Raw genomic sequence first — 20,998 nt, 5'->3', positions numbered from 1 at the left:
ACCAGCCGGGACACAACCAGTACCTCCCAGGTCTCCATCCCATCCAGATGGATTCCTGCGGAGCACCTCCTCATCAGGAATCCACCCGACAGGAAGGTTCCTGATGAGTAGAGTGTCCGCGCCACAGCGCGCCACCCCGCCTCGGCCCGAGAACGTACGGAATCGCCAGCATCTGGTCCAGCCGACCAACATCGAATGGTCCGAACAGCCCACCCTTATCGGCGCGCAGGACGTGATCGCCTTCGCCCGAGACGAACTGGGCGTCACCCTGACCAAGAGCATGCTGCGCCACGCCACCGAGAGCCGGCGAATCCAGGTGTTCAAGCTCAGTGCTCGCAACGCATACAGTCCGGCGGGCGTGGTCCGCTTCATCGAGTCGCTGGCCCGCCCGGTCGAAGGCGGTGCCGCATGAGCGCGCCGATCCCCGATCCCCGTTGGGCCGAGCAGGGCATTACCGCGCCGTCGATGGCTGACCAGGAGCTACGGCGTTCAGCGGACGCCAATCCCACCGTCGACGCGATCAGTGCGGCGATGGGGCCGGATCACCGTGCCGGTGAACCCGATGCGGTGGTGACCGATGTGTCGGTGCTCGGCCCGGACGTGGCCGGGGTGGAGTTCACGCCGTGGGAACGCCGTCCGCAGCGCGTGGCCGACGAGGTCACGCGGGTCATTCACGAAGGCGGCGGACCGATGTACCGCGAGGACGGATCGGTGAACTGGCTGAGCGCGCCGACGCTGGCGTTGCCCAGCGAGTACGCGGCGCTCTTCGACATCGACTACCTGCACAGCGACCTGCCGGGGCGTGGTGTGTTGCCGCTGCTGCCTCGTGGCCGGTTCTATCTACCTGACGACCTGCGCGATGAGTTGGTGAACCGTGGCCCGGTGCCGCGCCCCGCGAGCAAGCGTGAGGCCTTGGCGCGACGCGAACAGCAATACATCGACGAGGAGCTGACGGTCGCGGTGACGGGGCCGGTGGTCAAGGTGGTCCATCTGTATCGGCGCTCCATGTTTGGCGACTATGGGCAGGACGGACCGTTACCTAACGGTGAGCGGATGGCTCTGGCGTTGGTGGCGTGGCCGGTTCCGGCGGGTTACACGGCGTTCCGTGTCGCTCGGATGTTGGCCGAGTATGCGTTCGGTTGCTGGTGGTGCGGCAAGGACGTCGACTGTGCCGTGATGCTGGTCAGCTCTGGCGGGTCGCTGCGATTGTTCGCCACGTGCGAGGACTGCATCGACGAGATCGGCGACGGTCCCGACTACTACGCCCGCGATCTGTGGGACGCCCAGCACGGGTTCCCGTGTGAGTCGGCCCGATGAGCGCGCCGGTCGCCGGCTCGGGAATCCTCGCGGTAGACCGCGACCCGGACCTACCGGACGATCTGCTGTTGGGTTTCGTGGCGTGCGTGCGGCGGCGGTGGGGCCGCCGGGTGATCGTGGATCATCGTGGGCGCGAATGGTGCCGCGTGCGGTGTGTTCCGCCCGATGGGTTCTGTGTGGTGTGGGCTGTGTATGCCGGTGTGCGGTACCCGGCGGTGCGGCTACAAGGGCATTCGCGGCCGTCTGAGCTTCGCCACGCCGGACGGGACGTGCCGGTGTGCCCACTGGTGGCGACGGCGTGGCGTCAACCGTTGAATCCGACGCCCCAGCCGTTCAACGCGAAGGGGACGCCACCGGCACTACCGGCAACGTCCCCGATTCACGCGGAGAGCTTGACGCTCTTCTGAAGTCATCAGTGATGACTGCACAACTATACCCGTTGCGGGGCAACGAGTTATCTCACACAAGAGAGACGCCGACCCGATCTGTAGGGCAGGCGGGTCGGCGTCCTCAACTCGACAAGAAGCATCCTCTGAAAGGCCTCTCAGTGACCCAGCATACCGCGCCCCACGAAGCGACACCATCGCGTAAACGCAAGCTGCCGAACGTAATCCACGTGACTCGCTCGACAATGCTGGATGGTTGCACGCTGATCCGGCTCTTTCCGCCGACCGTCCCTGATGTGGGTGGCCTCGGTCTGCTCGATGCGGCCTTGGCGTATGCCAGTGCCGGATGGTTCGTCCTGCCTGTGGAACCCGGTACGAAGAATCCGGGCAGTGTGGTCGGCACGGGGTGGCAGTGTCAATCCAGCCGAGACCCCGAGCAGATCAGGCGGTGGTGGGACGAAAACCCCGATTACGGCATCGCACTGCACGTCGGGCGCAGTGGTGGGGTCATCTTCGACTTGGACAATGCTGCGCTCGATGAACTTCCGCGGGACATCGCGGACGGTCTACGCCAGGGCGCGTGTCAGCTGAGCCGGCGAGACAATCCCGATCGCGGTCACTACCTGTTCGTGAATGACGGCGGATATGGCAACGGCGCAGGAGCGTTCCGGCCATTTGGTGACGTGCGCGGCAAGAACGGCGTCATCATCGCCGCGCCGACCCCGCACGTCAAAGACGACGGCGAGTATCGGTGGACGCGCACCGGGCCACTGCCAGCGTTGCCCGACGCACTGAGGCGGTGCTTGTCGCAGGCGCCCGAGCACGAAGCGGAACCCCTGACTGATGTCGAGTTCACGACGTTTGTGGGTGCGCCTGACCACAACCGCCAGGACCGGCCCGCCGCACTGGACGGGGTGCTGGTGGCGTTCGAGAAGGAGGTCCGCGACGGCGGTAGTAGTCACGAGGCGTTGGTGCGAGCGCTGCCGTGGGCGTTTCGCGAAGTGCGCGCGGGATGCTATCCGGCGGATGAAGCCGTTCAGCGACTGCAGGATGCCTTTCACGAGTCGTTCGCGTGGGATGGTCGCAATGCTGACGGCCGGAAACGTCCGACGGCGAACGAGTTCCTGCGAGTGGCGACGTGGGCCGCTGCGCAGGCTCAGCTAGCCGATCCGGCCGAGACTCTGGCGCGGCTGGACCGTGACGATCCGGCCAAGGCCGTCATCGACGAGGAGGCGTTCTGGTCAGCGCGACCGGAGTTGGCGCAGTTGCGAGACTTCGCCCGGTCGCGGCGAGTGGGGCCGTGGTCGATGTTCGGTGCGGTGCTGGCCCGAGCGGTCGCGGTCGTCCCGCCGTCGGTGGTGCTGCCGGACCTGCGTGGTAGCTACGGCAGTTTGAATCTGTTCACGGCGGTGGTGGCCCCGTCGGGTAAAGGCAAGGGCACGTCGGAATCTGCCGCCGAAGACGCCCTGCGCACCGACCCAGAAGTTCACACGGCCACACCGGGCAGCGGCGAGGGGATTCTCAAGGAGTACGCCTACAAGAAGCGCACCGAACAGGTGAACGTGCGGAACTCGGTGATGTTCAGCGTTCCCGAGATCGACTCGCTGGCCGCGTTGAAGAGCCGTAGCGGTTCCACTCTGATGCCCGAACTCCGCAAGGCGTGGATGGGTGAACAGTTGGGCTTCGGCTATGCCGCCGAAGACAAGAAATTCGCCATCAAGCGGCACCGCTACCGGATGGCGATGATGGTCGGGGTGCAGCCGGGGCGGTCGCAGACGTTGTTTGAGGACGCCGACGGCGGTACGCCGCAGCGGTTTTTGTTCTTCCCGACGACCGACCCCGATCGGCCCAAGCAACGTCCAGAAAATCCGGGGGCGCTGAAACTCCCGCGCTGGCCAGGCGGCGTGCTGGTGACCGAAGGTCGCGAGATCGACGCCAAGCCGGGCGACGCCGGCGACGAGACGGTGATGTCGTTTGATCTGCAGGAGTTGCGGCTGGCCGAGCGCGCCGACCCGGACGGTTTTCACGTGTTGGGGGTGGCGCAGGTGATCGAGGACGCGATAGACGCCGAGACCGAAGCCGACCTCGACGGCGACTACAGCGACGATTTGGACAGTCACGGCACGATGATGCGGCTGAAAGTGGCTGCGGTGCTGATGTGGCTGAACGGGCGCACGGACGAGATCACGGAAGAGGACTGGGAGCTCGCCGGGATTGTGAAGGCCGTGAGCGACCGGACCCGAGCGCAGACCGTGGGCGATCTGCGTAATCGTGCTGACCGTGCCAACGACGCGAGAGCCAAGGCGGAGGCGCGTCGAGAGGTCGTGCGTACCGACGAGGTCACTGAGCATCGGATTGCGCGAGCGGTGGACCTGGTGCGCAAGCACGTGCAGCAGGCCGGGCGAATGTCGCGGAAGGCGGGCCGCACGAAGCTGAAGAACGACCTGCGCGACCACTACGACGAGGCCATCGAGCGGTTGGTGGCGGCGGGCGTCGTGGTCCGTGAGGACGGCGAGCAAGGCAGCTACGAAGTGGTGTTCAAGGAGGTGAGTGTGCAACCGGCTACATAGGCCGCAAGGGGGAGTACAGGGGTGTACGTGTACACCCCCCTTGCGCAAAACTGCCGTGCGCGGCCACAGCAAAAGCCCAGGTAGACATCAGAAATTACCAATCGCGGGTGTAGGGGCAATCGGAGAGGGGGGTGTACCCGTACACCCCGTACCCCCCCCACCCGCAGAGGAGGAGGAGAACGAAATGAACGAGAACGATTCGAGCACAAACGAAACCCACGACCACCCCGCCCTGGCGATGGAGAATCACGCGCCGATCGAATACGAGGACGGCGAACCCGGACGTTGGGTGCGCGACCCCGACGATCCGGCGTTCGAGATTTGGGAGCCCGTAGACGTCGAGGATTCACAGACCGACGAAGCTGAGCAGGAGCCACCGGTCGTGGTCGCAACTCGCGGGTTCGACGCTAATCGGAAACCAAAGGAAGTCGTATGGGGCGACGGACGCACGCCCAATCCGGATCGGGTGTGTACGGCGCGCAAGACGAACGGCCAGCCCTGCACGCGGATTGCCATAGCGGGCGGCAACGTGTGCCCCGCGCATGGCGGTCTGGCTCCGCACATCCAAGCCAAGGCACGCGCCCGACTCCAGGACGCGAGCGACCGCATGGCGCGCCGGTTGTTGCGGTTTACCGACGACGAGAACGTCCCGCCCGCAGTCCAATTGGCGGCCACCCGCGACGCTCTCGACCGCGCAGGCCTCAGCGCCAAGACCGCCGTCGAAGTCGAGGTCGGCCCGAACAAGGGCTTCCAAGACATCCTCAACGCGATGATGGCGGGCGGGTCGCGGGCTGAGAGTCGTTCGCGCCGAGGCGTTACCGACGAACCCGCGCAGGACGACTGGATCGCGCAGGAACTCGCCGTGGTCGACGCCGAAGTAGTGGACGATCCGGTGGTGTCGCCGGCTCCGCGTCCTGAGCCTCCCGCGCCCCGGCCCGACGACCACCGCGACCCCCGCGACGACGACGGCGGATTCCAGAGCATGGAGGACGCGCTCACCCAGTTGCGGGCCGCGCCTATACCGCAACACCACCGCAGGGACCGCCATTAGACCGGGCTGAGCGTCCCGCAGGCCGACGCACACCACCCAGCCGCGCACGCTGGCACCCCTGGGGCCGCGTCAACGCCCCGAACGAGCCGAAAGAGTCTGTGAGACAGCAACGTTCGAAACGTGACGCACGTCTCACTGCGGTAGTGTTGGGGGTGCAAGGGGTGCGGGCAACACCGCAACCCTCAGACCCCAAGGGAGGCAGACCAAGTGAGAGTGATCGGGTACGTGAGAGTCAGCACGAAACGGCAGGGCGACAGCGGTCTCGGCTTGGAAGCTCAGCGCGAGAGCCTGGAGCAGTGGTGCCGCGCACGCGGCCACGAGTTGCTGACCGTCTGCACCGATGTGGTCAGCGGAGCGAAGACCGACGCCATGCACGGACGCGAGGTAGCCATTGCCGCTGTGGAGTCGGGGGTCGCGCAGGCTCTGCTGGTGCGCACGCTGGATCGCGTCACTCGCGACCAGCTGGACGCAGCGCAGATCATGAAGCGCGCCAACGATTACGGGTGGCGACTGCTGGACTGCGACGGCGCAGACAGTGGCGACCCAAGTCAGCGCATGCTCGCCGACATTCGGTTGAGCGTGGCCGCGGAGGAACGCCGGAAGATCGGCAGCCGCACGCGGGAAGCCCTCGACGCGAAGCGAAAGCGCGGCGAGCAGGGCCTCATCAGCGTGAGCGCCCAGCGGCGCATCCAGGTGCTCGCAGCCGAAGGGCTCGGGGCGAAGGCCATCGCCAGCCGGTTGACCGCCGAGAAGGTCCCCACCGCGACTGGCGGCGACACCTGGCACTACAGCACCGTGCGGCGGGTGCTCGCACGACTCACACAGGAGGTGGCCTGACATGGCCTGGATCAAGACGTACGAGACCAAGGACCGGAAGCGCGGCAAGCCGGTAAAGACCTACCGCGTCATCTGGAAGGAGACCGAACGCGACGACTACGGGCTGCCGATCCCGGTGGACCCGACGAACCCAGAAGGCCGCAAGCGGACCCGCAACCGACAGGAATCGTTCGCGACCCGAGAGGACGCCGAAGCCCGCCGCGACGAACTGAACGCTGCCAAGCACATTGGACAGACCAGCGCCCTGGCCGAGCAGCGGAAGGCCGGCGATCTGCCGTTCGGCTATTACGCGCAGGCGTGGATCGAGAGCCAGCAGGTGAAGGTCGCGCAGGGACGGTTGAAGCAGCGCACCCTGGGCGACTACGAGAAAGTCGTCAGGCGGTACCTGCTCGAACCGTTCGGCAGCAAGGCCGTGGCGAGCATCGGTCCACGCGACTGCGAGGACTTCTTGACGTCGTTGGTGCGCAAGCAGTCGCGGCAGAACGGTGGAGCGCCGATCAAGGCCGCGACCGTCAAGCACGCATGGGGCACGCTCCGACGAGTGATGCGGTACGCCATGCAGCACGGCGCGATCACCAGCAACCCGACCGAGCGCGTGGACTTCGGCGGTAAGCGCGCCACCGGCGACCGCGAGAAGTTCCAGCACCACCCGCTGACCGCGCAACAGGTGGCCGAGGTCAGCGCCGCCTTGGCCGGGAAGGCGGGCGGACTCCCCGCGTACCCGGTGTACGCGCTGATGGTGGAGTTCTTGGCCTACAGCGGCCTACGGGCGAGCGAGAACGCTGGCCTGGAGATCAGTGATCTGGAGTTCACCACCGGCCCCGAGACCACGCGCTGCGTCGTCCACGTGCGGCGGACGAAGGATCGCAAGAGTGGCGACTGGCTGACGACCACGCCCAAGAGCCGGAAGTCGGTGCGGAAGGTGCCCGTCCCGCCTTGGCTCGCCGAGAAGCTGCGCGTCCACGCCGCTGCCCACCCTCGCGCAGACGAACCCACAGCACCGTTGTGGCCGAGCAGGAAGAACGGCGGCGGATACCGAGCAGCGGGGGAGCGGTACGCGGTCCCGCTGGATTGGTCGCAGCCGTTGGCAATGGGCACCTTCTACGACACGATTCTCAAGCCCGCGCTGGAGGCCGTGGGCTTACCGGCTAGCCGCCCAGCCACGGCCGACGCACCGGCCCAGCAGGGCGTCCGGCTGCACGATCTGCGTCATACCTTCGCGGTCATGCAGCTGATGGCGGGCGTCCACTTCATGCAGGTCAGCCGGTGGATGGGTCACAGCACCTTCACCCTCACCCTGGACACCTACGGCGACTGGATTCCCAAGGAAGACGGCGGCGCGCTGAACAATCTGCCCGAACCCACTTTGGCCGAACCGATCCCGTCGCCCGAGCCGTCGAATGTCGTGCCGATGTTCGGGCAGTAGCGCATCGCAGGCCGAATGGTCCTCTATGCTCGTTTCGCATGGCAGAAGTACGTGCGATGACGAGACAGTTAGACAACCTTCGGCGAAAGGTTGACGTCGACAACTACACCATCACGGTCCGTGAACTCCTGAGCATGGCGGACAACGAGGAGTTGCATCGAGCCCCCACGTACCAACGTAAGTTTCGCTGGGATAGAGAAGCCGAATCGCGCTTGATCGAGTCGATCCTCTTGGGATTGCCGATACCGAACCTCTTCTTTGCTACAAACGATGACGGAACCTGGGAGGTGGTCGATGGGTTGCAGCGAGTGTCGACTCTTATACATTTCGCACTTGCGACGGAGAAGCAATTATCTGGAATATCTCGTGACGAGCCGTTAACACTTTCAGGTATGGCAAAACTCACAGAGTTTAACTCTTTGGGATTTGACGATTTTCCAGGGCCTGTCAGACTGGCTTTCTTAAAGAGAGGTATCGGGGTTACGTCTCTGTCGGACAAGAGTGACCCAGAGACCCGGTTCGACACTTTCGAGCGACTCAACCGCGGCGCGGTTGCGCTGAGTCAGCAGGAGGTTCGTGCCTGCCTCTATGAAGGAACCTTTAACGAGCTTGTTAGGGATTTGGCGGAGTATTCTAACTTCACTTCGTTGGTGAAGCTGAAGTCGAAGGATCAGAACAATGCGACTATGGAAGAGTTGGTCCTAAAGTTCTTCGCATACAAAGAGAATAGGGATTCTTTCAAAGGTAGTGTGAAGGACTTTCTGAATGAGTATATGAAACTAAATCGTGTCCTCCCTGCGGACGAGATCGGCGCCAAGGAAAAGTTGTTCAAGGATGCCGTTGACGCTGTTTATGCCGCGGTCGGCAATGAGTACTTTCTACGAAAATCGACAAGCGTGACACCGCAGAACGAACTCGAGGCGGTTCTTGTGGCTGCGTCCGATGTGTTGGAACAGCATGGAAGCACATCAATACCGGCGGAAGGTTGGCTCGACGACGATAAGCTCGTGACTGCGAGCACTGGTGCCACCAACACCAAGCGCAAGCTCTCTGAGAGGATAGAACGTGCCCGCGAGCTACTGACCCCGCAGTGACGATGGGGTTTTTGGACCTCGACGAAGCGCTAAGTCTCGCGGGAAATCGGGTGGATCGTGTGCGTCAGTCGCTTTACTACTGTGATGTTGAGTTCAGTCGGAAGTCGAGACATCTTATGCGGCAGGATGTCCACTCGTCGGCATATGTACTAGTGGCTGCGGCAGTGGAGAAGTTTGTCAATGATGTAGTTGAAGCCACGATAACGGAAATTAATTCAAGAGGGCTGGGCTGCCGAGACGCTATTTATTCATTATTCTCGATAACAATGGGAAACGAGTTTCTCTCTCTTCAAGATGTGCGTGGTTTGAAGATGTGGGAAAAGCGGGTTGAAGTACTCGCGGCTGCCGAATCTGCTGCTCCGCTTCGACTTTCTTCTGCGAATATTCCGCTCGACGGTCGCACGATACGGCCTGCGCATTTGAATACAATTTGGCGAGTTTTTGGTTTGTCTGGAGGAAGTCTTCCCGATCCTCGTACCGGACTCGCTCTCACGACAATCGCTGACCTTCGCAATCTCGTGGCACATGGAGAAGAAGAAACTGCCACTGTGGCCGGAATGCACTCGATCGATGACACTCTCAGGCTTCTGGACAGGATCGATGGTCTAGTGGTGCACTTCCACGCGGCCACGGAGGACTACCTGAGTTCGCGCGCCTACTTGCGCTAGCGGGTAGCACGGGGGTGGCATTTCAGTCGTTCAGCCGAGGGTTGAGAGCTCTGAAATCGGCTCCACCTGCACTGATGCAGTGCCCCCAGTCGGACTCGAACCGACACTGGGCGGATTTTAAGTCCGCTGCCTCTGCCAATTGGGCTATAGGGGCCTGGAACTCGGGGGCTCGACGAGCCCCGCGAGACAAGCACGGCGACTCACAGCATGTCACGCGCGGTGTTGCGCGGACGCGGCGGCGGTTGTCGCGTAGGCCGCGATCCGGCCCCAACCGAGCTCCATGATCATCCGTTGAGACGATTGACCGACTTTGGTTAATGCTGATAACTTAACGTCGATAACTCACCGATTCGGGGGTGCTCGATGTTGGCGAAGATGACTCACTTGGTTCTGCAGGCGCCGAGAAAGGTGCTCGCCGGAGCGGTGCTGCTGCTCGTGGTGGCCGGTGTGTTCGGCGCGACCGCCGCCGGCCATCTGCTGGCCGGCGGGTACAGCGACCCGGATTCGGCCTCGACGCGCGCCGACCTCATCCTCGACGAGACCTTCGACCGGGGCGGTATGCAGGTCGTGGTGAAACTCGACGGCCCCGCGGGGATGGACATGGCCACCGACCCCGTCGCCCGCGAGGTCGGGACCGGGATCGTCGCCGAACTGGCGGCCAACGAGCATGTGCAGGAACCGATCCTGTCGGTCTGGGACAACCCGACGATGGCGCCCGGCCTGGTCAGTGAGGACTCGTCGTCGGCGCTCGTGGTGTTCCGGCTCGACGGCGGTGAGGAGAACGCACCCGGGTACGCCGCCGAGATCGATGAGCAGTTCAGCGGGGAACGTGACGGCATCACGGTTCGGGTCGGCGGGCAGGCGCTGGTGTTCAGCCAGGTCAATGAGCAGACGGCGCGGGACCTCGCGATCGCCGAAGGGATCGCGATCCCGATCAGTTTCCTTTTCCTCATCGTGGTGTTCGGCGGGCTCGTCGCCGCCGCATTGCCGGTGGTCATCGGCATCGTGGCGATCATCGGGACCTTCGCGCTGTTGCGGCTCATCGCCGCGTTCACCGATGTGTCGATCTTCGCGCTCAACCTCACCACCGCCCTCGGTCTGGCGCTGGCCATCGACTACACGCTGTTGCTCGTCACGCGCTACCGGGAGGAGCTCGCGCGCGGGGCCGAACGGTCCACCGCGATCGTCACCACGATGGTCACCGCAGGACGGACGGTCGCCTTCTCCGCCGTGACGGTCGCGTTGTCGCTCGCGGCGCTCGCGATCTTCCCCATGTACTTCCTGCGCTCGTTCGCGTTCGCCGGGGTCGGTGTGGTGCTGGTCGCCTCGCTCGCCGCGCTGATCCTCACCCCGGCGTTGCTGGCTGTGCTCGGCCCGCGGATCGACGCGCTCGACGTCCGCCGGCCGGTGCGCCGCCTGCTGCGTCGCCCTGCCCCGTCACCTCGGCCGATCGAGGAGACCCGCTGGTATCGCCTGGTGCAGTTCGTGCTGCGGCACGCGCTGCCGGTCGCTCTTGTGGTGACCGCGGTGTTGCTCGTGCTCGGCGCGCCGTTCCTCGGCATCCGCTTCGGATTCCCCGACGACCGGGTCCTGCCGGAGTCCGCGTCGTCGCACGCGATCCAGCAGGAGATCCGCGCCGACTTCGAGCAGGACATGGCCTCCACCGCGGCGGTCGTCGTGACCGGCGTCGATGATCCGTCGATGCTCGACGACTACGCGAGCCGCCTGTCCGCGGTTGCTGACGTGGACTCGGTGACCACCCCGGCCACCACCTTCGTCGACGGACGGGCGGTTGCGTCGGGTGTTCCGGCCGACCTGCGGGGCGACACCGCGATCATCACGGTGTCGTCGGGCGTGGAACCGATGCACGAGGACGGGCAGCGGCAACTGGAGTCGATGCGCGCGATCGCGCCGCCGGGCGATGTGGAGGTGCTGTTCACCGGGCCTGCCGCGACGAACTCGGACACAGTCGACTCCATCTATGCCCACCTGCCCTGGGTGTTCGGGTCGATCGCGGTCGCGACGTTCGTTCTGCTGTTCCTGTTCACCGGCAGCGTCGTGCTCCCGTTGAAGGCGCTCGTGCTCAACATTCTCTCGCTGTCGGCGACCTTCGGTGCGATGGTCTGGTTCTTCCAGGACGGTCACCTCGACGGCCTGGGCGCCACCGCTACCGGCTATCTCGTCGCGACGATGCCGGTGCTGATGTTCTGCATCGCGTTCGGGCTGTCGATGGACTACGAGGTGTTCTTGCTGGGCCGCATCCGGGAGGAGTGGTTGTCCTCGGACGGGACACGCGCTGCCAGCGACCACGCGGTCGCCGTCGGGATCGCGCGCACCGGTCGTGTGGTCACCGCCGCAGCGTTGCTGATGAGTATCGTTTTCGCCGGGATCGCCGCGTCCGGGGTCTCGTTCATGCGTATGTTCGGGGTGGGCCTGACACTCGCGGTCCTGATGGACGCGACCGTCATCCGCATGCTGTTGGTGCCGGCGTTCATGCGCCTCGCCGGTCGTGCGAACTGGTGGGCGCCGGGACCTCTGCGCCGACTTCACGACAGGGTCGGCCTGTCGGAAGGTGGGCAGGCCCCGGTCCCGGCGGCGCCGGATCGACGATCGACACAGGAGCACAGTGCGCAGCACAGCGAAGAGGACCCGCTCACCCCGCGGGTCGGGTGAACTCCTAGCCGAGGAGATCATCGAGGCGGCATCGGAGCTACTCGTGGAACACGGAGACGATGCCGCGGTCTCGATCCGTGCGGTCGCGTCGCGGGTCGGGGTCACGCCGCCCTCTATCTACCTGCACTTCGGCGACAAGGACGAGCTCCTCGATGCAGTGTGTGCGCGGTACTTCGAGCAGCTCGACGGCGAATTAGCCGCGGCGGCCGTCGACATCGACGATCCACTCGAGCGGGCGTTGCAGCAGGGTCTTGCGTACGTCCGCTTCGCCATCGCCACGCCGGCTCTGTACCGCATCGCCTTCCGTCAGCGTGCGCCCGGGCCGTCGAAGGTCGACGAGGTCCTCTCCGCGTCGGCGTTCACGAGGATGTCGGCGACGGTGACCGAACTCGCGGACGAGGGCTTCTATCCTGCATCCGACGTGGGAGAGGTGGTCCTCGAACTCTGGGCCGCCGCCCACGGGGTGGCGTCGCTGATGCTGGCCAAGCCGGGTCTCGCGTGGGGTGACGATCTCCGATTGGCGGAGACGCTGCTCCGTGCCGTCTGTCTCGGCCGTACGACCTTGGGCATGCTCGGGGTCGACACCGAGCCCGACGAGGTCCGTGCCTGGCTGCGTGATCAACGGCACGCGCGGCGCTGAGCCGGCGGTCGCACGACACTCAGGTCAAGAGAAGGTAAAGTCGGAACCCGACGGCCTCTGTACGCGTTGACCTTGCAGATACGCCTGTCACTGCAGACCATCAAGTACGAAGGAGCACGTAGGTGCGAGAGAGCAGCAATCCGGTTATGCGCGGCGTGGTCCGCGATAACCAGACCGGCCCCGCCGGGTTCGGTGCCGGAGCGGCCGCGGCCGGCCAAGGCGCCATGTGGAATCAGTACGGTCAGCAAACCGACCCCTACACGCGACCGGCACCCCCGGTCTCCCGCCAGCTCACCATCGACGACGTGGTCACCAAGACCGCGATGACGCTGGGTGTCCTGGCCATCTCCGCCATCGCGGCGTACTTCCTCGTGGACTCCAACGAGGCGCTCGCGACCCCGCTCATGCTCGTCGGCGCGCTCGGCGGCCTGGCTCTGGTCCTCGTCGCGACGTTCGGTCGCAAGCAGGACAATCCGGCGATCGTTCTCGCCTACGCCCTCCTGGAGGGCTTGTTCGTCGGTTCGATCTCGTTCGTGTTCGCGAACTGGATGGTGTCCGGCGACACGTCGGCCGGAGCACTGATCGGGCAAGCGGTCCTCGGCACCTTCGGCGTGTTCTTCGGAATGCTGGTGGTGTACAAGGTCGGCGCCATCCGCGTGACCCCGCGGTTCACCCGCATGCTGTTCGCCGGCATGATCGGCGTGATCGTGCTGATGCTGGGCAACCTGGTCATCGGCTTCTTCAACGGCGGTGAGGGCTTCGGTCTCCGCGACGGTGGACCGCTCGCGATCATCTTCTCGCTGGTGTGCATCGCGCTCGCCGCGTTCAGCTTCCTGCTCGACTTCGACGCCGCAGACCGGCTCATCCGCGCAGGCGCCCCGGAACGGGCCGCCTGGGGAGTCGCTCTCGGCCTGACCGTCACCCTGGTCTGGCTCTACGTCGAGATCCTGCGCCTGCTGAGCTACTTCAACTCGGAATAGTCACCACGTCGTAGTCACGTCTCGAAAGGGCGCCCACTCACGTCGAGTGGGTGGCCTTTCGCGTTGGCTGGGCGCCCTTTCGCGTCGAGTGGGTGTCACTTGCCGTCGAGTGGGTGCCCTTTCGCGTTGACTGGGTGCCGTTTCGCGTCGACTGGGTGTCACTTGCCGTCGAGTGGGCGCCGTTTCTCGTTCATTGGGCAACCTCGGCCGCCGGGTCGATGCTGCTGAGTGTCGGCAGCTCAGGGCGGTTGACCCAGTCGACGGAAAGTGGCACCCAGTCGACGGAAAGTAGCGCCCAGTCGACGGAAAGTAGCGCCCAGCGGACGGAAAAGGGCGCCCAGTCGACGAAAAGGGCGCCCACTCGACGAGAGTGGGCGCCCTTTCGACGGGTTGGTCAGCTGAGGCGCTCGAGCACCATCGCCATGCCCTGGCCGCCGCCCACACACATCGACTCGATGCCGAAGGTCTTGTCGTGGGTTTGCAGGTTGTTGAGCAGCGTGGTGGTGATGCGTGCGCCGGTCATCCCGAACGGGTGGCCGAGTGCGATGGCACCCCCGGAGACGTTCAGCTTGTCGTGGTCGATGCCGAGCTCGTTGGCCGAACCGAGCACCTGGACGGCGAAGGCCTCGTTGATCTCCACGAGGTCGATGTCCGAGATCGACTTCCCCGAGATGCGTAGCACCTTGCGGATGGCCTCGATCGGTCCGAGACCCATGATCTCGGGGGAGAGACCGGTCGCCGCGGTGGCGACAACGCGCGCCAGCGGCGTCAGGCCGAGTTCCTTGGCCTTGGTGTCGCTCATGATCACCAGGGCTGCGGCACCGTCGTTCAGCGGGCACGCATTGCCCGCGGTGATCGTGCCGTCCGGCCGGAACACCGGCTTGAGCTGGGACACCTTCTCGTAGGTGGTGCCTGCGCGCGGCCCGTCGTCGGTCGTGACGGAGGTGCCGTCGGGGAGGGTGACGGGGTCGATCTCGCGCTCGAAGAAGCCGGCCTTGATCGCTTCCTCGGCCCGGTTCTGACTCAGCACACCCCAGCGGTCCTGGTCCTCACGGGAGATCCCGGTGAAACTGGCGACGTTCTCCGCGGTCTGGCCCATGGCGATGTACACGTCGGGGATCAGACCGTCCTGGCGAGGATCGTGCCAGGTGCCGGCTCCGCCTTCGGCCGACTTCTCGGTGCGGGCCATCGCCTCGTCGAACACCGGGTTCTTCGAATCGGGGGCGCCGTCGGCGCCGCCGGAGATCCCGAAGCTCGACACGCTCTCGACGCCGCCGGAGATGATCACGTCGGCTTCGCCGGCCTTGATGGCGTGCAATGCCATGCGGGTGGTCTGCAACGACGACGAGCAATACCGGTTCACCGACACCCCGGGCACGTGGTCGAGGCCGAGTTCCACGGCGATCACCCGGGCGATGTTGTAACCGCCCTGCCCGCCGGGCTGACCGATGCCCCAGTGGATGTCCTCGATGTCGGCGACGTCGAGCTCCGGCACCTTCGCGAGGGCCGCGGCGACCATCTGGCGCGAGAGCTCGTCGGGGCGGACATCTTTGAGGGACCCCTTACCGGCGCGGCCGATCGGGGAGCGGGCATGGGCGACGATCACTGCTTCAGGCATGTCGCCAGATTACCCCCTAGCAGTTGCTTGGTTCGGGGTCGCTCCCACTGAGCTGCGCGCCTACCCGCGCTTCGGCTTCCGGGCGTTGCGGACCGCGCCCGGTCCCGTCGTCGGACCCCTGGTCGTGCAGCGCCGACGACGCGGCGGCCTCGTTCTCGCTCTGTCCGAGCAGGCGGCGAAGGCGCGTGATCAGCCGCCGCCGTTCCACCGCCTCGGACACCTCGGGAGCTTGCGGGAGTGGCGTAGGCCCCCACTCGTCGATGGCTGCGAGTACCTCGGGCATCAGGATGTCGGACGCCAGGGCATACCCGGCCGCGGACGGATGATATTGGTCCGGAGAGAACATGTGCTCGGGTTTGGCGAGGAACTCCTTTGCCAGCAGGTCGGCCATCGGAACGGGCCGACCACCCGCATTCCGGACGGCGCCACGCTGTGCGGCGGCCAGCCGGAGTCCAAAGCGCCGCAGGACCGTACGCAGCGGCTGTGGAATCGCCGTGATCACCCCGAAGTCCGGGCATGTGCCGACGACCACCGCGGCGTCCTGGGCGACGAGAAGCGATACCGCCTCGCCGAGCCGTCGGGCAGACGTCCGGATCCGGTTGCGGGCGGTGATGTCGTTCGCGCCGATGAGGATGACCGCCAGGTCGGGGCGCTCACCGGTGATGAACATCGCGTCGATCTGGGCGGCGAGTCCCCGCGACGTCGCCCCGACGATGGCCTTGTTGGCGTACCGGACGGTCTTCCCGGTCTCGGCGGCCACGCGCCGCGCGACCTGGACTCCCGGCGTCTCGTCCGCGGTGTCGGCGCCGAGACCCGCCGCGGTGGAATCACCGAACACGACGAAGAACAGGTCGACCGGCGTCGTGCGGGTGTAGCGATGCGGGCCGGTGCCGTCGGGTAGGTAGATACCGTCGCCGTTGGGGGCGTCGTCGGTGCGGTGGGGGATCACGGTGCGAGCGGTGACCGCCTGATTGTTCAGGTAGTTGTACGCCGCCCACGACGCCCCGGCGCTGGCCGCCGTTGCCGCCACGGTCGCCCCGACGTCACGCAGAACGCGGTTGTTGTCCATCATGCCCTGACCGATGACCGGATCGGCGAGACCACCGATCCGTCTGTTCACACCTCCACAACACGGCTGCCAGCTTAGTCCGAGTTCGAGCCGTGCCCACCTCTCTGGGACGATGGACACATGCGCATTGCTGGACACGTCGTGGATCTCGTGGGCGACACCCCGCTGGTCAAGCTCAACTCGGTGACCAGACCCGGTTCGGGTCTCGTCGCGGCCAAGATCGAATACCTGAATCCGGGTGGCAGCAGCAAGGACCGCATCGCGGTGCGGATGGTGGATGCCGCCGAACAGTCCGGTGCGCTGAAACCGGGCGGGACCATCGTCGAACCGACGTCGGGCAACACCGGCGTCGGACTGGCGCTCGTGGCGCAACAGCGCGGCTACAAATGTGTGTTCGTGTGCCCGGACAAGGTCGGCGCGGACAAGCGGAATGTTCTGCGGGCCTATGGCGCCGAGGTGGTGGTGTGCCCGACCGCGGTCCCGCCGGATCACCCGGACAGCTATTACTCCGTCTCCGATCGTCTGGTCCGCGAGATCGACGGTGCCTGGAAGCCCGACCAGTACTCCAATCCGGCCGGGCCGCAGAGTCACTACGAGACCACGGGGCCGGAGATCTGGGCGGACACCGAGGGCAAGGTCACCCATTTCGTCGCCGGCGTGGGGACCGGCGGCACCATCACCGGGACCGGCCGCTACCTCAAGGAGGTCTCCGACGGTTCGGTGCAGGTCGTCGGCGTCGATCCCGAGGGATCGGTGTACTCCGGCGGGACCGGCCGTCCGTATCTGGTCGAAGGGGTGGGCGAGGACTTCTGGCCGACCGCCTACGACCCGACGGTGCCCGACGAGATCATCGCCGTCTCCGACGCCGATTCGTTCGACATGACGCGACGTCTCGCCCGCGAAGAAGGACTGCTCGTCGGCGGCTCCTGCGGGATGGCGGTCGTGGCGGCCCTCGAGGTGGCCGAACGCGAAGGGCCGGACGCCGTCGTGGTGGTTCTGCTACCCGACGGTGGCCGCGGATACCTCGGCAAGATCTTCAACGACGAATGGATGAGCAGCTACGGCTTCCTGAGGTCGCCGCTCGACGGCAAGACCAAGGAGTCCCTCGTCGGAGATGTGTTGCGCGGCAAGACCGGAGCGCTGCCCGATCTGGTGCACACCCACCCACAGGAGACGCTGCGCGACGCCATCGAGATCCTCCGCGAATACGGTGTGTCCCAGATGCCCGTCGTCGGGGCGGAACCGCCGGTGATGGCCGGCGAGGTCGCCGGCGCGGTCACCGAGCGTGACCTGCTCGGCGCGGTTTTTGAGGGTCGGGCCAATCTCGCCGATCCCGTCTCACAGCACATGGGCGATCCGTTCCCGCTGATCGGTTCCGGCGAGCCGTTGTCGGCGGCCACCAAGGCGCTCTCCGAGTGCGACGCACTGATGGTGGTCGAAGAGGGCAAACCGATCGGTGTCATCACCCGCCATGACCTGCTGGCCTTCGTCAGCAGCCACCCCACCGTCGGCTGAGCCGGCAGTCAGCACCGTCGGCGCCGCCGACGCGACCCGAGGAGCAACGAAGTGAGTGAACAGCGCAGCGCTGCGGATTCGTCTCGCTGGCAGGGGTTCTCCACCCAGGCCATCCACGCCGGATACGATCCGGACCCGCAGACCGGTGCGGTCAACGTGCCGATCTATGCCAGCTCCACCTTCGCCCAGGACGGTGTCGGCGGGCTACGCGACGGATTCGAGTACGCCCGCACCGGCAACCCGACCCGCCGTGTCCTGGAGGCCAACATCGCGGCCATCGAACGGGGAACGTACGGGCGGGGTTTCGCCAGTGGCATGGCCGCCACCGATGCGCTGCTGCGGGCCACGCTGCGTCCCGGCGACCATCTGGTCATCCCGAATGACGCCTACGGCGGCACCTTCCGGCTGATCGACAAGGTCTTCACGCAGTGGGGCATCACCTATTCGGCGGCCCCGGTGTCCGACGTCGACGCCGTGCGGGCGGCGATCACGCCGGCCACCAAGCTGGTGTGGATCGAGACCCCGACGAATCCGCTGCTCAACGTCGGCGACATCGAGGCGTTGGCCGCCGTCGCACACGACGTCGGGGCGAAACTGGTGGTGGACAACACCTTCGCCTCCCCATATCTGCAGCAACCGCTGTTGCTCGGCGCGGATGTGGTGCTCCACTCGACCACGAAGTACCTCGGCGGACACTCCGACGTCGTCGGCGGCGCGCTCGTCACCAACGACGAGGAGATCGACGAGGCAATCGCATTCCTGCAGAACGGCGCCGGCGCGGTTCCCGGACCGTTCGACGCCTACCTCACCATGCGCGGCATCAAGACTCTCGCCGTCCGGATGGACCGGCACTGCGACAACGCCGAGAAGATCGTCGAGTTCCTCTCGGCACACCCCAAGATCGACAGTGTCCTCTACCCGGGGCTGCCGACGCATCCCGGCCATGACGTCGCCGGTAAGCAGATGCGCCGGTTCGGCGGCATGGTGTCGGTTCGCCTCAAGGGCGGACAGGTTGCGGCGCAAGAGTTCTGCGCACGCACCGAGGTGTTCACCCTGGCCGAGTCGCTCGGCGGCATCGAGTCGTTGATCGAGCACCCCGGTGCGATGACCCACGCGTCGACCGCCGGTTCGCTGCTGGAGGTCCCGGCAGACCTGGTGCGGCTCTCGGTGGGGATCGAGGACATCGCCGATCTGCTCGGCGACCTCGAGAACGCGCTCGGCTGAACGCGATCCCGTCGTGTCCGTGACCCAGGCCGACATCGACAGCGCAGCGACGACGCTGTCGACGGTGATCCGTCGCACCCCGATGATCGCGTCGCGGGTCCTGTCCGAGCGGATCGGCTGCGAAGTGTGGCTGAAGTGCGAGAACCTGCAGCGCACAGGGTCATTCAAGCCGCGGGGTGCCTACAACAGGATCTCCCGGCTGTCCGACGAGGAACGCGCGCGGGGCGTTGTCGCCGCGAGCGCGGGCAACCACGCACAGGGCGTCGCGTGGTCGGCCTCTTCGTTGGGTATCGCGTCACGTGTGTACATGCCGCGAGGCGCCGCGTTACCGAAGATCGCGGCGACCAAAGCGTATGGCGCCGAGGTCATCCTCGAGGGTTCGACGGTCGATGAGGCGCTGGTCTCGGCACGTGCGTTCGCCGACGAGACCGGCGCGGTGCTGATCCACCCGTTCGACCACCCGCACATCGTCGCCGGTCAGGCGACCGTCGGGTTGGAGATCCTCGAGCAGATGCCCGACGTCGACGCGATCGTGGTGCCGCTCGGCGGTGGCGGGCTGCTGGCCGGGATCGCCGCCGCGGTGAAGGCGCGACGCCCCGACGTCACCGTCGTCGGCGTTCAGGCCGCCCAGGCGGCGGCATGGCCGCAGTCGCTTGCCGACGGACATCCGGTCGCGGCGGCGTCGATGAACACCATGGCCGACGGGATCGCGGTGGCCCGGCCCGGCGACGTACCGTTCGCCCACATCTCCGAGTTGGTCGACTCCGTCGTCACGGTCAGCGAGGAATCGTTGAGCACCGCGCTGCTGTTGATGCTCGAACGCGCCAAACTGATCGTCGAACCCGCCGGGGCGGCTGCGGTCGCCGCGGTCACCGCAGGCGCGGTGGACCTCTCCGGGAACGTGTGCGTCGTCGTCTCCGGCGGGAACATCGACCCGCTGCTGCTCAGTCATGTGACCACCCACGGTCTGACCGCCGCCGGACGGTTCCTGACCGTCACCGCGACCGTGTCCGATCGGCCCGGCGGCCTGATCGCCCTGCTGGAACTGCTTCGCGATCTGGGCGCGAGCGTGGTCGACGTCGTCCATTCGCGGGTGGCCGACGACCTCTACCTCGACGAGGTCCAGGTGACCGTCAGCGTGGAGACCCGCGGACCCGAACACCAGCGGGAACTGCGCCGGTCGCTGTCGGATGCTGGGTTCCTGCGCGACTGATCCGCCGACAGAACCCGGCCTGGCTCACCTGGTGGGCTCGAGCCCGTCAGGTCTGGGGTGACAGCTTCGCGAAGTGACGAATCGTGTCGGTCTCGACGGTCTTGAACACGCTCGCGGCGGTCGGCCCGCTGAACGCGGTCACCGCCTTCGCCGACGTCGACAGTTCGAGGGCGAATGACCAGACGAGCCGGCAACCGACATCGGCAGGCCGGATCTCGGTGAGCTCGCCGAAGCGCTTCACACCGGGCGTGGAGGCCGAAACCGCGTGGAAGGCGTTGCGGTATTCGCCGGTCTCGGGGTTCTCGTCCCACACGAAGAAGTGCTCCGACAAGGCCAATCCCGGGCCGAGCGAGGCCTTTCGGGTGGTGCCGACGCCGTACGGAGCGGGTGAGGTGAACTCGATGGATTTGATCGCTCGGCACCAATCCAGGGTGTTCTGTCTCGTCAGTTCGGCCCACGCGCGCGCAGGACTGGCGGGCAGGTTCACGTCGATGACGTAGGTCACCGGCGCCGAGTCGAAGAATTCGAGGTCGATGGACTCCAGGGGATAGCTACGTGCCATGGGTCTCATTCATACACGGGGAGCCAGTTTGTCGTGCCGTGGTGTCCCGCCGTGCGTGCGATGTCGCCGGTGCGGAGAGGTAACAATTCGGACCGTCCGGCATGGTCGCGTGGACCGCACCCATGGCGCAGGGTTTACTCTTGGGTTCTTCTTAG

General features: G+C 65.9%; 19 protein-coding genes and 1 tRNA gene. 15 read left to right on the top strand and 5 right to left on the bottom strand.

Features of this window, described 5'->3' with window-relative positions:
- The first annotated feature begins 103 nt into the window (after positions 1 to 103).
- The 9 genes from VZC37_RS01440 to VZC37_RS01400 all read left to right on the top strand — a co-directional run bounded on the left by VZC37_RS01440 (position 104) and on the right by VZC37_RS01400 (position 9,349).
- Positions 104 to 412 carry a hypothetical protein gene (locus VZC37_RS01440; RefSeq protein WP_330430640.1) on the top strand — a complete coding sequence of 103 codons (309 nt, stop codon included), beginning with the start codon at positions 104 to 106 and terminating at the stop codon, positions 410 to 412.
- Positions 409 to 1,317 carry a hypothetical protein gene (locus VZC37_RS01435; RefSeq protein WP_330430639.1) on the top strand — a complete coding sequence of 303 codons (909 nt, stop codon included), beginning with the start codon at positions 409 to 411 and terminating at the stop codon, positions 1,315 to 1,317. The genes VZC37_RS01440 and VZC37_RS01435 overlap by 4 nt, the downstream gene beginning before the upstream one ends.
- The gene (locus VZC37_RS01430; RefSeq protein ID WP_330430638.1) at positions 1,314 to 1,724 is read left to right on the top strand and encodes a hypothetical protein; all 411 of its coding nucleotides are present in this window, start codon (positions 1,314 to 1,316) and stop codon (positions 1,722 to 1,724) included. The genes VZC37_RS01435 and VZC37_RS01430 overlap by 4 nt, the downstream gene beginning before the upstream one ends.
- 11 nt (positions 1,725 to 1,735) lie before the next feature.
- Positions 1,736 to 4,273, top strand: a complete 2,538-nt coding sequence (locus VZC37_RS01425; protein ID WP_330430637.1) for a bifunctional DNA primase/polymerase — start codon at positions 1,736 to 1,738, stop codon at positions 4,271 to 4,273.
- Between the two features lie 184 nt (positions 4,274 to 4,457).
- Positions 4,458 to 5,324, top strand: a complete 867-nt coding sequence (locus VZC37_RS01420) for a hypothetical protein (RefSeq protein ID WP_330430636.1) — start codon at positions 4,458 to 4,460, stop codon at positions 5,322 to 5,324.
- Between the two features lie 225 nt (positions 5,325 to 5,549).
- The gene (locus VZC37_RS01415; protein WP_330430635.1) at positions 5,550 to 6,161 is read left to right on the top strand and encodes a recombinase family protein; all 612 of its coding nucleotides are present in this window, start codon (positions 5,550 to 5,552) and stop codon (positions 6,159 to 6,161) included.
- 1 nt (position 6,162) lies between these two features.
- The gene (locus VZC37_RS01410; protein WP_330430634.1) at positions 6,163 to 7,587 is read left to right on the top strand and encodes a tyrosine-type recombinase/integrase; all 1,425 of its coding nucleotides are present in this window, start codon (positions 6,163 to 6,165) and stop codon (positions 7,585 to 7,587) included.
- A 38-nt stretch (positions 7,588 to 7,625) separates the two neighbouring features.
- On the top strand, positions 7,626 to 8,681 hold the full coding sequence (locus tag VZC37_RS01405) for a DUF262 domain-containing protein (RefSeq protein WP_330430633.1): 1,056 nt from the start codon (positions 7,626 to 7,628) through the stop codon (positions 8,679 to 8,681).
- Between the two features lie 2 nt (positions 8,682 to 8,683).
- A complete protein-coding gene (locus VZC37_RS01400) occupies positions 8,684 to 9,349 on the top strand; it encodes a HEPN domain-containing protein (protein WP_330431669.1) in 666 nt (221 codons plus the stop codon).
- Positions 9,350 to 9,429: 80 nt separating this feature from the next.
- On the opposite strand, the gene VZC37_RS01395 is transcribed toward VZC37_RS01400, so the two are convergent.
- Positions 9,430 to 9,503: transfer RNA gene (locus VZC37_RS01395), tRNA-Leu, on the bottom strand.
- 209 nt (positions 9,504 to 9,712) lie between these two features.
- Between VZC37_RS01395 and VZC37_RS01390 the strand changes: the two genes are divergently transcribed.
- The 3 genes from VZC37_RS01390 to VZC37_RS01380 all read left to right on the top strand — a co-directional run bounded on the left by VZC37_RS01390 (position 9,713) and on the right by VZC37_RS01380 (position 13,642).
- Positions 9,713 to 12,022 (top strand): MMPL family transporter, encoded by a 2,310-nt coding sequence (locus VZC37_RS01390; protein WP_330430632.1) that lies wholly within the window; start codon positions 9,713 to 9,715, stop codon positions 12,020 to 12,022.
- On the top strand, positions 11,976 to 12,662 hold the full coding sequence (locus VZC37_RS01385; protein WP_330430631.1) for a TetR/AcrR family transcriptional regulator: 687 nt from the start codon (positions 11,976 to 11,978) through the stop codon (positions 12,660 to 12,662). The genes VZC37_RS01390 and VZC37_RS01385 overlap by 47 nt, the downstream gene beginning before the upstream one ends.
- 122 nt (positions 12,663 to 12,784) lie before the next feature.
- Complete coding sequence (locus tag VZC37_RS01380) at positions 12,785 to 13,642, top strand: Bax inhibitor-1/YccA family protein (RefSeq protein WP_330430630.1); 858 nt, start codon at positions 12,785 to 12,787, stop codon at positions 13,640 to 13,642.
- 190 nt (positions 13,643 to 13,832) lie between these two features.
- Here VZC37_RS01380 and VZC37_RS01375 read toward each other — a convergent pair whose 3' ends face one another.
- Genes VZC37_RS01375 through VZC37_RS01365 form a run of 3 tightly spaced genes read right to left on the bottom strand, consistent with a single transcriptional unit; the run spans position 13,833 to position 16,329 of the window.
- The gene (locus VZC37_RS01375; RefSeq protein ID WP_330430628.1) at positions 13,833 to 14,003 is read right to left on the bottom strand and encodes a hypothetical protein; all 171 of its coding nucleotides are present in this window, start codon (positions 14,001 to 14,003) and stop codon (positions 13,833 to 13,835) included.
- A 33-nt stretch (positions 14,004 to 14,036) separates the two neighbouring features.
- The gene (locus VZC37_RS01370) at positions 14,037 to 15,260 is read right to left on the bottom strand and encodes an acetyl-CoA C-acetyltransferase (protein WP_330430627.1); all 1,224 of its coding nucleotides are present in this window, start codon (positions 15,258 to 15,260) and stop codon (positions 14,037 to 14,039) included.
- 16 nt (positions 15,261 to 15,276) lie between these two features.
- The gene (locus VZC37_RS01365) at positions 15,277 to 16,329 is read right to left on the bottom strand and encodes an SGNH/GDSL hydrolase family protein (protein ID WP_431309337.1); all 1,053 of its coding nucleotides are present in this window, start codon (positions 16,327 to 16,329) and stop codon (positions 15,277 to 15,279) included.
- Between the two features lie 120 nt (positions 16,330 to 16,449).
- Here VZC37_RS01365 and VZC37_RS01360 point away from each other — a divergent pair, with 120 nt between their 5' ends.
- Genes VZC37_RS01360 through ilvA form a run of 3 tightly spaced genes read left to right on the top strand, consistent with a single transcriptional unit; the run spans position 16,450 to position 20,281 of the window.
- Positions 16,450 to 17,844: a cystathionine beta-synthase gene (locus tag VZC37_RS01360; protein WP_330430626.1), complete on the top strand. Its 1,395-nt coding sequence runs from the start codon at positions 16,450 to 16,452 to the stop codon at positions 17,842 to 17,844.
- Between the two features lie 51 nt (positions 17,845 to 17,895).
- Positions 17,896 to 19,068, top strand: coding sequence for a cystathionine gamma-synthase (locus tag VZC37_RS01355; protein WP_330430625.1), 1,173 nt, complete (start codon positions 17,896 to 17,898; stop codon positions 19,066 to 19,068).
- 13 nt (positions 19,069 to 19,081) lie between these two features.
- Entirely contained in the window at positions 19,082 to 20,281 is a 1,200-nt protein-coding gene (gene ilvA, locus VZC37_RS01350; RefSeq protein ID WP_330430624.1) for a threonine ammonia-lyase, read from the top strand.
- Positions 20,282 to 20,327: 46 nt separating this feature from the next.
- Here ilvA and VZC37_RS01345 read toward each other — a convergent pair whose 3' ends face one another.
- A complete protein-coding gene (locus VZC37_RS01345; protein ID WP_330430623.1) occupies positions 20,328 to 20,843 on the bottom strand; it encodes an SRPBCC family protein in 516 nt (171 codons plus the stop codon).
- Between the last annotated feature and the right edge of the window lie 155 nt (positions 20,844 to 20,998).

The organism is Gordonia sesuvii (assembly GCF_036350415.1).
Taxonomy (GTDB): domain Bacteria; phylum Actinomycetota; class Actinomycetes; order Mycobacteriales; family Mycobacteriaceae; genus Gordonia; species Gordonia sesuvii.
This window is presented reverse-complemented; position numbering and strand designations above follow the sequence as displayed.